The organism is Chitinophaga sp. G7 BAM 1005, from assembly GCF_057126945.1.
The window spans coordinates 6,910,476-6,926,818 of record NZ_CP181478.1 but is presented as its reverse complement, the minus strand read 5'-3'; the positions used below and the strand labels follow the sequence as shown (position 1 = coordinate 6,926,818).

The 16,343-nt window shown below is 46.3% G+C and carries 20 protein-coding genes; 14 read left to right on the top strand and 6 right to left on the bottom strand.

The genetic code is table 11. The features are described from left to right. The first annotated feature begins 78 nt into the window (after window positions 1-78). Genes paaA through nadD form a run of 5 tightly spaced genes read left to right on the top strand, consistent with a single transcriptional unit; the run spans window position 79 to window position 3,415 of the window. Window positions 79-1,077, top strand: a complete 999-nt coding sequence (gene paaA, locus ACMXI2_RS27975; protein ID WP_079471457.1) for a 1,2-phenylacetyl-CoA epoxidase subunit PaaA — start codon at window positions 79-81, stop codon at window positions 1,075-1,077. Window positions 1,078-1,135: 58 nt separating this feature from the next. Continuing rightward, a complete protein-coding gene (locus ACMXI2_RS27970; RefSeq protein ID WP_483779183.1) occupies window positions 1,136-1,504 on the top strand; it encodes a hypothetical protein in 369 nt (122 codons plus the stop codon). Beyond that, window positions 1,501-2,265, top strand: a complete 765-nt coding sequence (gene paaC, locus ACMXI2_RS27965; RefSeq protein WP_483779182.1) for a 1,2-phenylacetyl-CoA epoxidase subunit PaaC — start codon at window positions 1,501-1,503, stop codon at window positions 2,263-2,265. The genes ACMXI2_RS27970 and paaC overlap by 4 nt, the downstream gene beginning before the upstream one ends. A 3-nt stretch (window positions 2,266-2,268) precedes the next feature. Then, window positions 2,269-2,763: a 1,2-phenylacetyl-CoA epoxidase subunit PaaD gene (paaD, locus tag ACMXI2_RS27960; RefSeq protein ID WP_483779181.1), complete on the top strand. Its 495-nt coding sequence runs from the start codon at window positions 2,269-2,271 to the stop codon at window positions 2,761-2,763. Continuing rightward, window positions 2,738-3,415, top strand: a complete 678-nt coding sequence (gene nadD / locus ACMXI2_RS27955; protein ID WP_483779180.1) for a nicotinate (nicotinamide) nucleotide adenylyltransferase — start codon at window positions 2,738-2,740, stop codon at window positions 3,413-3,415. Before paaD ends, nadD begins: the two co-directional genes overlap by 26 nt. Here the strand turns inward: nadD and ACMXI2_RS27950 are convergent, their stop codons facing one another. Further along, on the bottom strand, window positions 3,416-4,492 hold the full coding sequence (locus tag ACMXI2_RS27950) for an AI-2E family transporter (RefSeq protein WP_483779179.1): 1,077 nt from the start codon (window positions 4,490-4,492) through the stop codon (window positions 3,416-3,418). A gap of 218 nt (window positions 4,493-4,710) precedes the next feature. Here ACMXI2_RS27950 and ACMXI2_RS27945 point away from each other — a divergent pair, with 218 nt between their 5' ends. The 3 genes from ACMXI2_RS27945 to ACMXI2_RS27935 are packed head-to-tail and all read left to right on the top strand — an operon-like array spanning window position 4,711 to window position 5,768. Next, on the top strand, window positions 4,711-4,905 hold the full coding sequence (locus tag ACMXI2_RS27945) for a YtxH domain-containing protein (RefSeq protein ID WP_291916028.1): 195 nt from the start codon (window positions 4,711-4,713) through the stop codon (window positions 4,903-4,905). Window positions 4,906-4,929: 24 nt separating this feature from the next. Continuing rightward, a complete protein-coding gene (locus tag ACMXI2_RS27940) occupies window positions 4,930-5,400 on the top strand; it encodes a hypothetical protein (RefSeq protein WP_483779178.1) in 471 nt (156 codons plus the stop codon). A 20-nt stretch (window positions 5,401-5,420) separates the two neighbouring features. Continuing rightward, on the top strand, window positions 5,421-5,768 hold the full coding sequence (locus ACMXI2_RS27935) for a hypothetical protein (protein WP_483779177.1): 348 nt from the start codon (window positions 5,421-5,423) through the stop codon (window positions 5,766-5,768). On the opposite strand, the gene ACMXI2_RS27930 is transcribed toward ACMXI2_RS27935, so the two are convergent. The 3 genes from ACMXI2_RS27930 to ACMXI2_RS27920 form a co-directional block, all read right to left on the bottom strand. Then, window positions 5,716-7,416 (bottom strand): TonB family protein, encoded by a 1,701-nt coding sequence (locus ACMXI2_RS27930; RefSeq protein WP_483779176.1) that lies wholly within the window; start codon window positions 7,414-7,416, stop codon window positions 5,716-5,718. The genes ACMXI2_RS27935 and ACMXI2_RS27930 overlap by 53 nt on opposite strands. A gap of 5 nt (window positions 7,417-7,421) precedes the next feature. Next, window positions 7,422-7,784 carry a BlaI/MecI/CopY family transcriptional regulator gene (locus tag ACMXI2_RS27925; protein ID WP_079471448.1) on the bottom strand — a complete coding sequence of 121 codons (363 nt, stop codon included), beginning with the start codon at window positions 7,782-7,784 and terminating at the stop codon, window positions 7,422-7,424. 109 nt (window positions 7,785-7,893) lie between these two features. Continuing rightward, the gene (locus ACMXI2_RS27920) at window positions 7,894-8,919 is read right to left on the bottom strand and encodes an SPASM domain-containing protein (RefSeq protein ID WP_483779175.1); all 1,026 of its coding nucleotides are present in this window, start codon (window positions 8,917-8,919) and stop codon (window positions 7,894-7,896) included. A 132-nt stretch (window positions 8,920-9,051) separates the two neighbouring features. Between ACMXI2_RS27920 and ACMXI2_RS27915 the strand changes: the two genes are divergently transcribed. Both ACMXI2_RS27915 and ACMXI2_RS27910 read left to right on the top strand, forming a co-directional pair. After that, window positions 9,052-9,801 carry a glycoside hydrolase family 25 protein gene (locus tag ACMXI2_RS27915; RefSeq protein ID WP_483779174.1) on the top strand — a complete coding sequence of 250 codons (750 nt, stop codon included), beginning with the start codon at window positions 9,052-9,054 and terminating at the stop codon, window positions 9,799-9,801. A 20-nt stretch (window positions 9,802-9,821) separates the two neighbouring features. Further along, complete coding sequence (locus ACMXI2_RS27910) at window positions 9,822-10,091, top strand: hypothetical protein (protein ID WP_079471445.1); 270 nt, start codon at window positions 9,822-9,824, stop codon at window positions 10,089-10,091. Here the strand turns inward: ACMXI2_RS27910 and ACMXI2_RS27905 are convergent, their stop codons facing one another. Further along, entirely contained in the window at window positions 10,092-10,637 is a 546-nt protein-coding gene (locus ACMXI2_RS27905; protein ID WP_483779173.1) for a CAP domain-containing protein, read from the bottom strand. A 459-nt stretch (window positions 10,638-11,096) separates the two neighbouring features. Next, window positions 11,097-11,534, bottom strand: coding sequence for a YybH family protein (locus ACMXI2_RS27900; RefSeq protein WP_483779172.1), 438 nt, complete (start codon window positions 11,532-11,534; stop codon window positions 11,097-11,099). A gap of 118 nt (window positions 11,535-11,652) precedes the next feature. Between ACMXI2_RS27900 and ACMXI2_RS27895 the strand changes: the two genes are divergently transcribed. The 4 genes from ACMXI2_RS27895 (at window position 11,653) to ACMXI2_RS27880 (ending at window position 16,328) form a co-directional block, all read left to right on the top strand. Then, on the top strand, window positions 11,653-12,843 hold the full coding sequence (locus ACMXI2_RS27895; protein ID WP_483779171.1) for a DegT/DnrJ/EryC1/StrS family aminotransferase: 1,191 nt from the start codon (window positions 11,653-11,655) through the stop codon (window positions 12,841-12,843). Between the two features lie 71 nt (window positions 12,844-12,914). Next, window positions 12,915-13,640 carry a 3-deoxy-manno-octulosonate cytidylyltransferase gene (gene kdsB, locus ACMXI2_RS27890; RefSeq protein ID WP_483779170.1) on the top strand — a complete coding sequence of 242 codons (726 nt, stop codon included), beginning with the start codon at window positions 12,915-12,917 and terminating at the stop codon, window positions 13,638-13,640. A gap of 20 nt (window positions 13,641-13,660) precedes the next feature. Beyond that, window positions 13,661-14,737, top strand: a complete 1,077-nt coding sequence (locus ACMXI2_RS27885) for an iron-containing alcohol dehydrogenase family protein (protein WP_483779169.1) — start codon at window positions 13,661-13,663, stop codon at window positions 14,735-14,737. 148 nt (window positions 14,738-14,885) lie between these two features. After that, complete coding sequence (locus tag ACMXI2_RS27880) at window positions 14,886-16,328, top strand: DNA recombination protein RmuC (RefSeq protein WP_483779168.1); 1,443 nt, start codon at window positions 14,886-14,888, stop codon at window positions 16,326-16,328. The last annotated feature ends 15 nt before the right edge of the window (window positions 16,329-16,343 follow it).

Sequence of the window (16,343 nt, the reverse complement as noted above, 5' to 3'; positions counted from 1 at the left end):
GTACTGGTGTTTTAACAATCTATTCCTGCTGAAACGGTGTTTTTTCCGTAATTTACTACCGACCAAAACAATCGCACTATGTACGGCGGTGGATATATTTTCGATGAACCCAACAGAAATCAGTTGCGGGAAGAACAACAGCATGATGAGCCGGAAAAGCTCGCTGCTTTTGAGGAACGTATTGCCAAAGGGGAAAAGATAGAACCCGGCGACTGGATGCCGGTAGAATACCGGAGGCAGTTAATACGCCTTATTGAACAACACGCTCACTCAGAAATTATCGGCGCATTACCGGAAGGGACCTGGATTACCAGGGCGCCGGGCTTTAAGCGCAAACTGGCGCTGATCGCCAAAGTACAGGACGAAATAGGCCACGGGCAATTACTTTACAATGCGGCTGAAACACTTGGTAAGTCGAGGGAGGCCATGATCAACGATCTCCTCAGCGGTAAATCCAAGTACTCCAATGTGTTTAATTATCCTGCTGAAACCTGGGCAGATGTGGCAGTTATCGGATTCCTGATTGATGCGGCGGCGATTGTAAACCAGGTTGCCAATGCCAAAGGTTCCTACGGCCCTTATTGCAGGGCATTGGAGCGTATTTGTTACGAGGAAAGTTTCCATCTCAAACAGGGCCATGATGCTTTTATTGAACTGGCAACGGGTACGCCGGCGCAGAAGGAAATGCTGCAGGATGCCCTTAACCGTTGGTGGCAGCCGATCATGCATTTCTTTGGGCCCCCGGATAAAAGTTCGAGTCACAGCGAAAAACTGATGCAGTGGAAAGTGAAAATGGCAAGCAATGATGATATGCGGAATCAATTCCTGGAATCCTATGTGCCCAAGATCTGGGAACTGGGGCTCACCCTGCCGGATCCGGCGCTGCGCAAGAATGCAGAAACCGGTCGTTGGGAATATACAGATCCCGACTGGGATGAGTTTTTCAGGGTGATTAACGGCGGCGGACCCTGTAATATGGAACGTTTGCAAGTGCGCAAGTGGGCAGAAGAAAAGGGTCGCTGGGTACGTAAAGCGCTCATGAAACCAACGGAAAAGCGGGTATTGCCGGTGGCATAGGATGTGCGGGTAGAAACAGCTGCGTCAAAACTTTATCATTAAAACTATTCAAATATTCATGTCTAACGATTCTTTAGATCCCCGTGTAAACAGGCTGCAACTGGGGCCGGCCGGGGAAGTAGTGAAAGTGGAGGAGGGCGAGAACTGGAATATATACGAGGTGTTTCACCAGGAAAAAAGAGGCGCTCACCATGAGCATGTGGGTTGTGTGCATGCTCCAGACCCTCAGCTGGCGCTGGTATTTGCGAAGGAGCAGTTTGCCCGGCGGAAAAAATGCGTAAACCTGTGGGTAGTGAAAAGCGCGGACATCCTGGCTTTTGATGTGGAAGATGAAGATATATTTGCCAACAACATGGAGAAAACCTATCGGGATGCCAGTGGCTTTAAAGTGATGGAGAAGATCAATAAATTCAAACAATCCAAATGATGAACAACGCAGCACTAACAGATCTGATTATAAAAATGGCAGACGATGAGTTGATTCAGGGGCATCGCAATTCTGAGTGGACCGGATTGGGACCTGTGATGGAAGAAGACATCGCCTTCTCTTCTATGGCACAGGACAAAATAGGCCATGCGTGGGCGTTGTACCGCATCCTTCATGAAGATCTCGGGGGAAAACATCCGGATACATTTGCTTTTCTGCGGCCGGAGAAAGAATTCAAATCATCACACCTGGTGGAAATGCCTAATGGCGAATATGATTTCAGCCTGATGCGGCATTTTTTATTCGATCTGGCGGAGGCCGTCCGGTATGAAAGTTTGCAGGACAGCAGTTATGAGCCTTTCCGGTTGCTGAGTAAAAAAGTGAAGGGGGAGTTGAAATATCATACGCTGCATGCGAATGCCTGGATCATGCAACTGAGCAGGGCAGGAGAAGAGAGCTACGACCGGATGCAGCAGGCGCTGAACCAGACCATTGCGCTGGCAGCAGGAATTTTTGAACCCTCACAGCACTATGAAGAAACATTGATTGAAGATAAAGTGTATCCTGGTGAAGAGGAGCTGTATCATCGCTGGCTGGATCGTATTTACCCGGTGTTGGTGAAGGCTTCCCTGAACCTGCCGGAGATGAACGCTATTGTGCCGGTGTATGGCGGTCGTCATGGACTTCATACTCCGCACCTGCAACCGTTGCTGAAAGAAATGAGTGAGGTGTTTAACCTGGATGCGGAGGCCAGCTGGTAAATGATGTCTTCCCAAACAATTACGATAGCTAAAGTATATGCGTCACTGGAACATGTGATGGACCCGGAAATCCCGGTATTGAGCGTGGTGGATCTGGGCATGATCACGGGGGTGGAGCTGGGTGAGGCGGCGGTACATATTAAAATGATCCCCACCTTTGCGGCATGTCCGGCGGTGAGTTATATACAGCATAATATTAAAACGGCGCTGGAAAGTGAACTTGGTGTAGCCGTTAGCGTTGAAGTGGACAAACAGGAACATTGGCATAGCAACCGGATGACGCCAGCCGCCAGGGAAAAGCTGAAAGCCTTTGGGATAGCCCCTCCTAAGGTATTGTCCGGCGAGGTAAGCACAGAAATTATGCTGGAAGTTCCTTGCCCGCATTGTGGCAGCGAACAAACTTATTTACGTTCTCCTTTCGGCTCTACGTTGTGCCGTGCCATTCATTTTTGCAAGGCCTGCGGCCAGGTGTTTGAGCAATTCAAACCATTGGAATAAGCCTTATTTCCATGTTCCCGCTATAAATACCTATTTTTACACGCATTATGAAGTAGCCATTGGTAATTTATACGATGAAAACATGAGAATAGGCTTGTATTTTGGGTCTTTTAATCCTATACACACAGGGCATTTGATCATTGCCAATTACGTAGCGTACAATACTGATCTTGATAAAGTATGGCTGGTGGTTTCGCCGCATAACCCGCTGAAACCACAGTCGGCCTTATTGAATGAGCACGACCGCTTTCACCTGGTGGAGCTGGCCATCAAGGACGAGGTGCGGCTGCGCGCCAGTAACATTGAGTTCTCGTTACCCCGGCCTTCCTATACTGTGGACACGCTCACCTATTTACAGGAGAAATTTCCCACGCAGGAATTTGCCATCATTATGGGAAGCGACAGCTTTCAGAATTTACCGCGCTGGAAAAATTATGAGCAGATTGTGAAAAACTATCCGATCTATGTTTACCGCCGGCCGGGACACGAAATAACAGACACCTTTGGCGCCAGGATTGAAATACTGGACGCGCCTATGCTGGACATCTCTGCTACAGATATCCGTAAATGGCTGAAAGAAGGAAAATCTGTACGTTTTATGGTACCTGATAATGTGATTAATTATATCTCCGAGAATAATTATTACCGCTGATCATCTTGTTCCGGGCGTGTCACGGATATCTGTATCAGGGGAGGATTTTTTCCGGGCGATATCCCTTCTTCGTATCACAAATTCATTCCCATAGATATCAAGCAAAAGAATAAACATGGAGATGAGCAACGGCCCGAAAATAAGACCGATGAAGCCAAAGAGACTAACGCCAATGATTACACCGAAGATAGTGATGAGGGGATGTACGTCTGCAATTCTTTTAGCCAGCAACATCCGCGCGATATTATCGGAGGTGCCTACTACGCCGAATCCATACGCCAGTACAGCAATGCCCTGCCAGATACTGCCGGACGCCAGTAAATAAATACCCAGGGGCACGTATACCGCGGCGGCGCCTATTACCGGCAGCATTGCCGTGAAACAGGTGATGACAAACCAGAAGAATGGCTGGGGGATTCCAAAAATTAAATAGCCGATCAAAGAAATGATACCCTGTACCACCGCAATGAGGGGGATACCTACGGCATTGGCAATTACCAAAGTGTTGAACTCTTTACCCAGTCTTTCCACATTTTTATCTTTCAGGGGAATATATTCATACAAGGTTTCTTCCATTTTCCGGCCGCTTACCAGCATAAAATACAGCATAAAGTACATGAGGGCAATAGTGGTAAGCGTGTTAAAAGTGGCGCCCAGGAATCCCGGCAGGAAACCAGTGATACCTTCCTGTATTTTTTGCAGCCGTTCTGCGGTGAGAAGGCCGAACCCCAGGCTCTCTTCCAGCCGGGTATTGGTTTGTTTCAGGCTGTTAATGAGTTCTGTAGAGTGGTTGGCGGCATATGCGGCTTTAGCTCCGAGCATGTTTATCAGCATGCCTACGGGCAGCAGGATTATGAGAAAAGACAGCACCATCATCAGTGCAGCAGCGAGGCTCTTCCTCCACCGGTGTTGTTCTACAAGGCTGAACATCCATTTCCTGCAGATCACATATAGTGTAATGGCCCCGAGGAAGCCGGGAAAAAAGGTAAACATCTCCATAAACAGGAGCACCGCAAGAAAAAGGATCAGGAGTAAAAAGCCAATTTGTTTAAGATGGTCGTTGTCAAGATAGCTCATAGTACATAATATCGTATAATTATTTGGTATGTCAAAAAGCAGACCGGGAGGGTTGTGATACTTTTATAAACCCTAAACAAAATTGCGGAGAGCTTGTTCTTATTTGGCGGAGGTTTAACACCCCTTTTTATTCAATTGTTATTTATGGAATAATGTTTGTTGCTCCTCTGTTACCAAAAAAGAAAACCTAATTTATAACATCTTAAAAACCTTTAGTTATGAGTAACAGTTCCAAAGCCGTGGTTTCATTTATTGTAGGTGCAGCCGTGGGCGTTGCAGTAGGGTATTTCCTCAATTCAGACAAAAAAGATGAACTGGTAGAAAAATTAAGAGATCAGTCTGAAAAGCTGAAAGAAAAATGGAGAAAGAAAAAAGATCAATTCCAGGATGAGTTAGAAAATGAGTTGGCATAACCCCAGTTGAATAAATTGATTTGCATGGAAGATAATTTCAGCAACTATTTTTCCCAAACGGGTAAAGTAGCCAGGGAATACCTGGAAACCAGACTGGACCTGATTAAGCTCCAGGCAGCAGGAAAGCTGTCAAAAGCGTTGGGATTGTTCTTCTCGCTTTTGATGGCTTTCCTGTTGTTCTTTTTTGTGATTGTGTTCCTGGGCATGGTAGTGGGCTTCTGGATCGGAGAAATGACCAATAGTTTTACGATTGGTTTCAGCTGTGCCGCGGGATTATTTATTTTGTTATTTCTTGTTATTTTGTTGTTCCGTAAGCAGCTGATACAGCGGCCGCTGGCTAAATTGCTGATAACTGAGCTGGTAGATGAAATCACTGACCAGGATGAGCATTCCAATCATATTCACAATCAGCGGGCGAAGGAGTATCCTGAGCAACCTGTGGATCCCGGGTATGTTCCGGATGAAGAGGCCACCGAAAACACCATGAAAGGATAAACAATGATAAATGTTTACACATGAGTAAGAAAATAAACAGCTTCGAATCGCTGGAGCTGGAAATTGAACGGTTAAAAATGAAGTCGAGGCGGCTGGAAAATGAGATGGGTAACAGGGTGGATTATTTCAGGGACAACTACAAAAAGATGGCCCTGAATGCTGTTATCCCCGGTAGCGCAAAACATAGCGGCGCCCTGAACGTAGCCATGAGTGTGGCTAAGATTGCCTGGGGAAGTGGTAAATTTAAGAATTTTGCTACCGGGGCATTAATGACAGCACTTGAGTTTATAGGCGTTCAATTAGGCATCAACCTGTTTAACAAGGTGACGAAGGGTCGTCGAAAAAAGAAAGAGACAACGGCTGAATAAAGGAAATAGGTTTTGGTAAAAATCCCACTACAACGATATCTGCATGGTCTGCATCGGGTCCTTTAATATATCCACCTGCGCCATTATCCAGCATATATGATATGCGCAGGGAAACGGTAACAGTTTTCCCCGAGGGATCTGCTGCAAAGGCAGGAAGCAGTCCTGTAACACGTTTTACCTCATCACCCAGTGCTTTATCCGGACTTTGCAATACTTCTATATCACTGATGGTTCCGTTGGGTTGAATTTTATATTGTAACGTAACCACACCAGCCGTTTTGCTTTGCTGGCTTGCCCTCGGATAGCGGACATTTTTTGCAAACGTTTTGCGGTATGCACTTTCCCCGCCGGGAAAACGATTCAAAAAAGTAGAGTCAGTGGTAATTCCTTTAACGGCACCATTGCTTTCTGCCAGTGCCAGGTCCAGCAACGGTTGCGGGCAACTCTTCGCAGGGATAGGTCCTATTCCGCCTTCTTTCGGAAAACAATAGAAGAAATAAGTGCCAAACGGATTTTCCGATGTTTCCTTCATTGACCACCTTTCAGACGTCAATATGAATTCAATTGTTGTGATTTCCCCGTTCCCATTACGTTTGAGGGTTGGAATGGTCAGCGTTATTCCTTTTTTTTGCAGCACTTTTTTCATCTCTGCAAAATCTTTATCAGAAGTTAAGCGGGTAACCACTCCATAAAGCTGGTCTTTTTCTGTGGCCAGGTATTTAGTACCCGCGTCACTTTTTGTAGAAGAGGGAGCGGTAGCGGCCAGGAGTCCGGCTGCCAGCGCCAATACCGGTAGTAGCAGCAGGTACCGCCAGGTGCGTAACCGGGGTGATTGGGTTTTGTTGATCATGAGTATTCTATTTTTAATGAACGATTTACTGAAATGATTCACGATTGTTACGCGGTTGCCGGCAAGTCCTATCTTCAGTAAACTATACTGGTAGGCATCCGGCGCATCTGTAGTTTGGATAACGGCTTCATCTGCCAGGAATTCCAGGTTCAGCTGCAGTGCCCTTTTGCAACGCCATGCGAATGGATTGATCCAGCAAATGCAACAGTAAAAGGCGGATAACAGCATATCGGCAGAGTGGTGTTGCTGCACATGCGCTTCTTCATGTTTGAGAATATGTTGCAATTCCGTGTGTGCGTGTGCGTTAGGATCAAAGAAGATGGTTCGCAGAAAAGAGAAGGGCGCCGTTATTCCCGGGAGTTGCACATAGCGTATGTTGTTGTGCATATACACGTTGCCTGCCCGCACCAGCCGCCTGATCTTTAAGAGCTGCAGAGCATGCAGCAGCAACAGCAGGATGGCTACTGCTATATATGCAGCAACCAGGATGGTGGCGGCATGTTGTGTCAGCGGATCCCACCAGTGGCTTACGACTGCCGTGTTGGTCGCTGGTGTAGATGCGTGCGAATTATCGCTGAAGTAAACGTTTACCGGGGAAGCGTTTACTGTTGGCTCTTGCGTCCAGCGCAGTGCCGGAAGCGGGAGCAGTGGTAATGCGGCGGAGAAGATGAAAGCACTCAGCAGGACCATCCTGTTATACCTGTAAAATGTTTCTTTTTTAAAACAGCTGATATACAGGAGATAAAAAAGCGTCATCGCGCAGGATGCTTGCAGAATGTATATAAACAGGGTAGGCATACACGTTATTTTTTATCTTTTTCAATCATCTTTACCAGTGTCTTCATTTCTTCCGCACTTATTTTTTCTTCCTTAGCGAAATAGGCCAGCATGTTGAGATAGGAGTTGTCGAAGAAAGTGTTGAGTACTTTTTTCATAAAAGTATCTTTATAACTTTCCTTTGCAATGGTGGGATAATACTCGAAGGAGCCACCATATTCATGATGGGCGAGATATCCTTTCTCTTCCAGTCGCTTCATGAGTGTGGCGATGGTGTTGTAATGAGGTTTCGGGTCCGGGAGCTGTTCTATCGCATCCTTTACAAATGCTTTTTCGAGATCCCACATTACCTGCATTAATTCTTCTTCTTTACGGGATAGCTTTTTCATAACACTAATCTATAACTATTTTTGTAGTTTAAAAACTATTTTTGTAGTATTAAACTACAAACGTAGTTAATAGATTGAATGTCAATGAGAAAAAATCAGCGGAAGGGAATTATCCCCAGACTTTGGTGCCTTCGCTGCAATTGGCGCAGATATCTATGTTTTTGCGGGTTTCGAGGATTTCACTACGGAAACGGATATACTCTTTATTATGCCATAGTGCCTTAAAGGATTCTTTCTTCAGATCGCCCAGCCGGTGCTGTGCGTCTTTGTCGAAGCAGCAGGGCACTACGAGGCCGTCCCAGGTAACCACCGGGGAGTGCCACAGGCGCCAGCAATGGTTGCCCAGTTTGTTTTTTATGGCGTAGGTACCGTCCTCATTGCGGTGGTAGCGTGAGTATTTATCAATGGTAGGGATTAAGCGGTTGCCTTCTTCATAATCGTATACCTGCGCAGTTTTAAACCGCACCTGGTCTACGCCTATTTCCTTAGCCAGCCGTTTAATATCTTCTATCTGGTGTTCGTTGGGTTTTACTACGAGGAACTGAAAGAAAACAAAGGGTTTAGATGAATTCAGCTCTTTTTTCCATTTTACGATGTTTTTTGCACCTTGTATCACTTTATCGAGATGGCCACCTACACGGTACTGCGTATATACGTCCTGGGTAGTGCCGTCGATAGAGATGATAAGCCTGTCCAGTCCACTTTCCACCGTTTTCCTTGCATTGGCGTCTGTAAGGTAGTGGGCGTTGGTGGAGGTTGCGGTATAAATTCCTTTGTCTGCTGCGTATTTCACCATGTCCAGGAAACCGGTATTGAGATAAGGTTCTCCCTGGAAGTAAAAGATCAGGTATAGCAGCTCTTTGGAAATTTCATCGATCGTTTTCCTGAAAAAATCCTGTTCCAGCATGCCGGTAGGGCGGGTAAACGCCCTGAGTCCACTGGGACATTCGGGGCAACGGAGATTGCAGGAAGTGGTGGGCTCAAAAGATATAGAGATAGGGTAGCCCCACTGAACCGGCTTGCCGGTCCACTTGCTCATAAAATAGCTCCCAAGTACTTTGCCGGCATTTAAACCGCGGCGCAGCGTGAACTTGGAAAACAAATTAAGGGTATCCTTCAGGTTAAAATCGGGCATAAAAATTCACTTGACCATTGTAAAAGTAGCTCCTTTAAACAAATTATAACCTATACTTGCTGTAAAAAATAGGACTGCCGGCATTTATTACAGCATCCTTACCCAATTACCCTGCAACTAACAGAAGCAAAAGTGAAAAGCATCCGGATCCGATTATTATTAATATTACTGGTAGTATTAGCCGCAGTGGCTTATTTATGGTGGCGCGAGCGGGAAAAGCAAGTGAAATTTGTACGGTATGAAGAATTTGGAATTGACATGCCGGTGAATTATAAGATACATGGTATAGATGTTTCTAAATTCCAGAAAGACATCAACTGGGCAGCGGTAAAGCAAATGCAGGTGGATAAAATTCGTATATCCTTTGCATTTATAAAAGCAACAGAAGGTATTACACGGCAGGATGCGGCCTTCAAACAAAACTGGGACAAGGCCGGAAAGGCCGGCTTAATCCGGGGAGCCTACCATTTCTTCTATGCCACCCGTGACCCGTTGAAACAGGCCATTAACTTTCATAATGTGGCCGACCTGCAAACCGGCGACCTTCCGCCGGTGCTGGATATAGAAACCAGCAACAACCAGCCTCCGGCGGTTATCCGCAGCACTGCAAAGATCTGGCTGGAAGAAATGGAGAAAGTATACAAAGTGAAACCCATCATCTACACCAATATACATTTTTACGAAACTTATCTTGGCAGCGAATTTGACCGTTATCCTTTATGGATCGCACATTACTATCAGAAAGAACGGCCACGTTCCGACAGGGCCTGGTTGTTCTGGCAGCACAGCGATATCGGCCGGGTAAATGGTATCCGGACCACGGTGGATTTTAATGTATTTAAGGGCGACAGTACAGACCTTGCCAAACTGTGCATACCTTAGTATGGCTGATATAAAAGATTATGGAAGAAGAACAGGAAAAACCGGCGCCGGATCCCAATAAGATGGATTATGAGTTGTTTCATTTCCTCATAAAAATTATGCGGACCATCTTTATTGGCTTTTTCTGGTTAATGATCAATGTATTCCTGGGCTTGTACCTGGGATTTGCTGTGCCGGAGGAGTCTACCCCCGGCAGGATGATCTTTTTCTATAGCTGGTTTGGGATTTCTATGGCAGCATATCTTTATTTTGTGTGGCGCATGTGGCGCAAAAAGATGAGCGCTCCCTGATTAGTTGGCAACGGACCTTCTGCCCAATTCCATTGTCCAGTCGTTGTTGTAGCGGCCGATACCGATCTCTGTAAATTTAGCATCCATCATATTATGACAGTGTTTCGGGCTGTTTAGCCAGCCGAGTATAACGGCCTGTTCGTCCAGGCTGCCGGTGGCAATATTTTCCCCGTAGTAGTTCCATTTGTACCCGGCGGCATCAAGACGGGCGCCTGGTGTAGAGCCATTGAGCCCGGTATGGTCGAAATATTTATTCAGCACCATGTCTTTGCTATGATCATAGGCTGCTCTTTCCAGCAGGCCGTTCCAGGTAACAGGGCTCACGGCGGGCATCTGTTCTGTGCCGCAGTTACAGCCGCGGCTGCGTAAGCCGTTTACCAGCAACAACAGGGCGCTGCGATCCACTTTGTTTTCGGGCACCACCAACGTATCTGCAGGAGGTGTTTTTTCCGGCTCGTCCAGGGCCAGGTCTGTCTTTTTAGTACAACTGCAATAAATAATAACAGCCATCAGTGCGGTGGCAATACGCATAATTTTCCCGGGCATAACCAGTAATAAGTTATAGTAAATAGATACCGGGTTCTAAACAGGACTTGGATTAAAACTAAAATCGGCTTTAGGAGGAACTTGATTAAAACTACTCGTGGTTGATCAGAGGTTACGGGTTAAAACTTGTTTAAGGCACCGAAGATATGAGATAATGATCATAGTTTTTGTAAATCTAATGTTAATCATAACTGCAATATTTCCGCACCCGTTGTGTTGTTATTCTTTCTCACTGTGCATCAGGGTTTTGTGGAACGGATGCCCCGGACACAGTTCGCTAAGTGCCCAAAAGCGGCCTGTTTTGCAGGTGGAATAGTGTTTGTGATTCCCTATGTAAAGCATTGAACATTTTACCATATCACATGAAAACTTTCAAACTTTATTTCTAAAGATAAAGAAGTCCAAAACTTCTTTAATGTTGTGGTGTATAGCGGCCATCCTATTCCTGGGATGGTTTTTTTAGCTGCTATGGTCAGCAATAATTTTCCACTGTCCTTTTATTTTTTGTAAGATGAGGCTGAAGTGGCCCTGTAGGTCTCCTATAGTCCTTTCCAGGTGCCATTTCCCGATTAAGAGGTAGGTATCTGAAGCCAGGGGTTTGAATTCCAGCAGTTTAAAATCCAGTTTACCCATTGCGGCGGCATCCGGATATGTTTTCTTATAGCGGTCCAGCGTGGCCTGCCAGCCATAGGTTACCCCGTTTTTCCCAATAAACAGCAGGGAATCGGAGTGCCAGTAGGTAGCCATGAAGCCCCCGATGTCCCCTTTATTCCAGGCAGACGTTTGTGTGGCCATGAGTGCAGCAATCTGTTGCTGATCGGTGGGCCGGGTTTCCTGTGCGTAGGTGGACATTCCGGCTAAAACACCCAACAGGGTAAGGAACAATATAAAACGCATGGTGAATTTTTAGCAAAAGATAAACAGTTTTTCCGATGTAACGCAATGCCTATTATAGTAACTTTGCAGCACTATTTAAAAAGCACTCATTCAAATTATATTTTAAAATCAACAGTTTATGCCCGGATATGAACTATTTGGAGCCGAGGAAAGGAAAGAAGTAAACGACGTACTGGAAACAGGAATAATGATGCGTTACGGATTCGACGGTCCGCGTAAAGGCATCTGGAAAGCAAAGGAGCTGGAACAGGCTATTTGCGATAAACTGAATGTACAGTATACCCAGCTGGCCTCCAGTGGTACAGCTGCGTTAACTACCGCTATGGCAGCCCTGGGATTGGGCGCCGGCGATGAAATCATTATGCCCACCTTTACTTTTGTGGCCAGCTTTGAATCGGTATTTTCCGTAGGCGCAACACCGGTACTGGTAGATGTGGATGATACCCTTACCCTGGACCCCAAAGCAGTAGAAGCCGCCATCACTCCCCGTACAAAGGCGGTAATGCCGGTGCATATGTGTGGTGCAATGGCCGATCTGGACGCGTTGCAGGCCATTTGCAAAAAGCATAACCTGTTCCTGCTGGAAGATGCCTGCCAGAGCTTCGGCGCTTCCTATAAAGGGAAAGCGCTGGGTTCTATCGGTGATGCCGGTACGTTTTCTTTTGATTTCGTAAAAACAATCACCTGCGCAGAAGGCGGAGCCATCATTACCAATAATAAAGACATTTATACTAAATGTGACGGCTATACGGATCATGGCCATGATCATCTGGGGGTAGACCGCGGTGCTGACCTTCATCCGTTTATCGGTTACAACTACCGTATTTCTGAACTGCATGCTGCAGTGGGACTGGCGCAGATCCGCAAACTGGATACCTTCCTGGAAATACAGCGTAAAACCAAGAAGATATTTAAAGATGTACTGGCTGCCGTGCCGGGTGTAACCTTCCGCCGTTTGCCCGATGAAGCCGGCGACAGCGCTACCTTCCTGTCGTTTTTCCTGCCGGAAACAGCCCTGGCAGCCAAAGCGGCTGCCGCGATGAAAGCCGCAGGACTGGCCGCCTTCCATTACTATGATAACAACTGGCACTACATCCGCCAGTGGCAACATTTTAAAGAAGGAAGTGTGTTAACTCCCTTTGCAAAAGAACTGAAACAGGCGATGGCCGTTTACAAAACCAAAGAATTCCCTGCTTCAGATGCTATTATCGGCAGAAACATTTCCACCCCGATTAACCTGGGCTGGAGCGATGAGGAAATCCGCGAAAGAGCAGATAAACTCGTGAAGGCGGTTAAAAGCGCATTATAATTGACCTGGTAAAGGCGCCTGGCAGCAATGTATATTTGTTGTCTGCGCCTTTGCAGTTAAACCAATACTACATGAGAAAAATAGCGTTGATACCTGCCCGTTATGGAGCATCCCGCTTTCCAGGTAAGATGATGGCTAAGCTGGGTGATAAAACGGTGATACTCAGAACTTATGAATCTGCTGTAAACACCGGGGTTTTTGACGATGTAATGGTAGTGACAGACAGTGATCTTATCTATAATGAAATTGTAAATAACGGAGGCAAGGCCGTTATGAGCAAAAAGGAACATGAATGCGGCACCGATCGTATCGCCGAAGCCGTTGTAGATATGGATGTGGATATTGTGGTGAATGTGCAGGGAGACGAGCCTTTTACACAGAAAGAGCCGCTGGAAAAGCTGTTGAAGGTATTTGAAGGAGAAGAAGGAAAAAAAGTACAGGTGGCTTCACTGATGCAGGAACTGAAAGAACCCGCATCCATAGAAGATCCTAATTACGTGAAAGTGGCGGTAGATAAGAACTTCAACGCATTATTCTTCTCCCGTTCCGTTATTCCCTACCCGCGGAATAAAGATGTCAAAAGCATCTACTATGAGCATATCGGTATTTACGCTTTCCGTAAGCAAACCCTGCTGGATTTCACACAGCTGGCGATGACTCCGCTGGAGGCCGCCGAAAAAATTGAATGTTTGCGTTACCTGGAGAATGGCATTCCCATGAAAATGGTGGTGACTTCCTACATGGGCGTGGAAATAGATACTCCGGAAGACCTGGAGAAGGCTGCAAAACTTTTATAATACCTAACTAACACGGATATATGAAATTCAGGAATTTTAAAATGGTGGACTATGTAGTTTACGGCAGCGGATGTTTTGATCAGCTGGGTGAAATACTGGCCCCCAGGCGCATAGGTGATGCTCCCATGATATTCTTCGTGGATGAGTACTTCCAGGATAAGAACGAATTTTTGGCCCGTCTTCCGTTGGAAGGTAAGGACAAAATTGTGGTGATTGATGTGACCGATGAGCCCAAAACGAAAACGGTAGATAAGATCCGTGATGAACTAAAAGCAGAATTCGGTACGGTATCCGGTATCATTGGTATTGGCGGCGGCTCTGTGATGGATATGGCTAAAGCAGTATCCCTGATGATGACCAATACGGGTTCTTCTGCTGATTACCAGGGATGGGATCTTGTGAAAGTAGCCGGCGTATATAAAGTGGGTATCCCTACTATTTCCGGTACAGGAGCCGAAGTTAGCCGTACCTGTGTATTAACAGGACCCACCCGTAAGCTGGGTATGAACTCCGACTTTACGCCGTTTGACCAGATTGTGCTGGACCCGGCGCTGACCAGGACCGTAGAGGCAAACCAGCGTTTTTATACTGCTATGGACTGCTTTATTCATTGTGTGGAATCGTTGGAAGGTACTTACCTGAACGCATTCAGTAAATCATATGGTGAAAAGGCACAGGAACTGTGTGAAGAAATTTTCCTCCAAAAGAATGAGTGGGATGATGATGCCGATGAAAAGCTGATGATGGCTTCCTATGCAGGGGGGATGAGCATAGCGTATTCCCAGGTGGGAGTGGCGCATGCGGTGAGTTATGGCCTGGCGTACCTGCTCGGTACCAAGCATGGTATTGGTAACTGTATAGTGTTCGATAAGCTGGAAGAATTTTATCCCGAAGGAGTGATAAAGTTTAAGCAGATGGTGAAAAAGCACAAGATTGATATCCCCCAGGGTATCACCAAAGGGTTAACAGATGAGCAGTTTGAAACGATGATCAATGTGTCGCTGGGTATGGCCCCGTTGTGGGAAAATGCGTTGGGCAAAGACTGGCAGCAGATTATGACCCGCGAAAGACTGCGTAAGCTGTACGAGCGTTTATAACAGGGTTAACTATATTTAAAGCAGGAACGGGCGGAACAATTTCCGGTTGTTCCTGCTTTTTTAATGATTTTTGAAGAAGTTTATCCATCCACCGCCACGCAGATTCAATGCGTAGTAACAAGTTATTTTGCATTCAGAAGAAATTATCATGATCACATTAATAGTCATTTCGGGAATTGTGATACTGGTGTTCGGCTACCTTTTGTTCGCTGCTAAACAACAGCAGCGCGCCCAGGAGGCGGTGCTAACGCAGCAGCAGGGTATTTGGCAGGCCAGCCAGGCCGCCCTGCAGGAAAGGTATAACCTGCTGGAGGCCCGGCAGCAGTACCTGCAGAACATGCTGGATGATAAAGGGACATTGGTGAAAGAGAAGCAGGAGCAACTGGAACGGATAAACAAAGAGTTTTCGGCGCTGATGTCTGAACAGGGCCGTATCATGGAGCAGAATAAGTATTTCCAGTTGCAATTGAGCGGGGAGAAGGAGCGGCTGCAACAGGTGCAGCAGGATTTTAAAATCCAGTTTGAGAATATTGCCCAGCAGCTGTTACACCGTATTTCCGGTACGTTCATGGAGCAGAACAAGGTGAAAATGGATGATGTACTGAAGCCACTGGCCGAGAAGATTGACAACTTCCGCAGTAGTGTGCAGCAGTCACTGGTGGCGGAAACGGCGCAGCGCACCGAGTTAAAGAATGAGTTGCAGCGGTTGTTACTGCTCAATCAAACGCTGTCTAAAGAAGCGAATAACTTAACAAATGCACTGAAGGCAGATACAAAGAAGCAGGGAAACTGGGGGGAAATGATCCTGGAGAGGGTATTGGAGGCTTCCGGGCTGGAAAAAGGAGTGCATTATTTTACCCAGGATGCGCAACGTGATGAAACCGGACAACTGAGAAAACCTGACCTGGTATTGCAGTTGCCGGAAAACCGGCAACTGGTGATCGACTCCAAAGTGTCGCTGAAAGCATATGAACAGTATTGCAGCGCCACTAATGAAGAAGAAAAGAAGCATGCACTCAGGATGCATCTGCAGTCGGTGAAAAACCATGTAACTGAACTAAGTGCCAAAGCCTATCATACGCTGTATAAAAACACCACCGACTTTGTGATGTTGTTTATTCCCATTGAGCCGGCTTATGCACTGGCCATTATGCAGGTGGATGAAGACTTGTATGATTTCGCTTTCCGTAAAAGGATCATACTGGTGAGTGTACCGTCTTTACTGGCCACACTTCGCGTGATTGATAATATGTGGCGACTGGATAAACAAAATAAGAACGCGGAAGAAATTGTGAGACAGGGAAGCGCCCTGTATGATAAGTTTGTGGGCTTCGCAGAAGATATGGGCTTGATCGGTGAACACCTGAAACGCAGCCAGAATGTTTATGAAAGCGCCATGACTAAGCTGTCCACCGGGAACGGCAATCTTGTGGGCCGTGCGGAAAGAATGCGCAAATTGGGTCTTGACAATAAGAAGGTACTGCCAAAAGATTTGAAAGCAGATCCGGCTGCAGACCTGTCATTACCTGATGAAGAGCAGGTTACTGTAATTCCTGCAAAAGGGATTACTGACGCGGATGTTGTGGAATAGTATGCGGGAAAAGCG

What these genes read in the sequence shown, in the direction of transcription:
- ACMXI2_RS27905 (WP_483779173.1), bottom strand. Translation starts at nt 10,637, where the DNA reads ATGCCCGGGAAAATTATGCGTATTGCCACCGCACTGATGGCTGTTATT.
- ACMXI2_RS27880 (WP_483779168.1), top strand. Translation starts at nt 14,886, where the DNA reads ATGATCACATTAATAGTCATTTCGGGAATTGTGATACTGGTGTTCGGC.
- paaA (WP_079471457.1), top strand. Translation starts at nt 79, where the DNA reads ATGTACGGCGGTGGATATATTTTCGATGAACCCAACAGAAATCAGTTG.
- ACMXI2_RS27900 (WP_483779172.1), bottom strand. Translation starts at nt 11,534, where the DNA reads ATGCGTTTTATATTGTTCCTTACCCTGTTGGGTGTTTTAGCCGGAATG.
- ACMXI2_RS27925 (WP_079471448.1), bottom strand. Translation starts at nt 7,784, where the DNA reads ATGAAAAAGCTATCCCGTAAAGAAGAAGAATTAATGCAGGTAATGTGG.
- paaC (WP_483779182.1), top strand. Translation starts at nt 1,501, where the DNA reads ATGATGAACAACGCAGCACTAACAGATCTGATTATAAAAATGGCAGAC.
- ACMXI2_RS27940 (WP_483779178.1), top strand. Translation starts at nt 4,930, where the DNA reads ATGGAAGATAATTTCAGCAACTATTTTTCCCAAACGGGTAAAGTAGCC.
- kdsB (WP_483779170.1), top strand. Translation starts at nt 12,915, where the DNA reads ATGAGAAAAATAGCGTTGATACCTGCCCGTTATGGAGCATCCCGCTTT.
- ACMXI2_RS27895 (WP_483779171.1), top strand. Translation starts at nt 11,653, where the DNA reads ATGCCCGGATATGAACTATTTGGAGCCGAGGAAAGGAAAGAAGTAAAC.
- ACMXI2_RS27970 (WP_483779183.1), top strand. Translation starts at nt 1,136, where the DNA reads ATGTCTAACGATTCTTTAGATCCCCGTGTAAACAGGCTGCAACTGGGG.
- ACMXI2_RS27920 (WP_483779175.1), bottom strand. Translation starts at nt 8,919, where the DNA reads ATGCCCGATTTTAACCTGAAGGATACCCTTAATTTGTTTTCCAAGTTC.
- ACMXI2_RS27945 (WP_291916028.1), top strand. Translation starts at nt 4,711, where the DNA reads ATGAGTAACAGTTCCAAAGCCGTGGTTTCATTTATTGTAGGTGCAGCC.
- ACMXI2_RS27910 (WP_079471445.1), top strand. Translation starts at nt 9,822, where the DNA reads ATGGAAGAAGAACAGGAAAAACCGGCGCCGGATCCCAATAAGATGGAT.
- ACMXI2_RS27935 (WP_483779177.1), top strand. Translation starts at nt 5,421, where the DNA reads ATGAGTAAGAAAATAAACAGCTTCGAATCGCTGGAGCTGGAAATTGAA.
- ACMXI2_RS27885 (WP_483779169.1), top strand. Translation starts at nt 13,661, where the DNA reads ATGAAATTCAGGAATTTTAAAATGGTGGACTATGTAGTTTACGGCAGC.
- ACMXI2_RS27950 (WP_483779179.1), bottom strand. Translation starts at nt 4,492, where the DNA reads ATGAGCTATCTTGACAACGACCATCTTAAACAAATTGGCTTTTTACTC.
- paaD (WP_483779181.1), top strand. Translation starts at nt 2,269, where the DNA reads ATGTCTTCCCAAACAATTACGATAGCTAAAGTATATGCGTCACTGGAA.
- ACMXI2_RS27930 (WP_483779176.1), bottom strand. Translation starts at nt 7,416, where the DNA reads ATGCCTACCCTGTTTATATACATTCTGCAAGCATCCTGCGCGATGACG.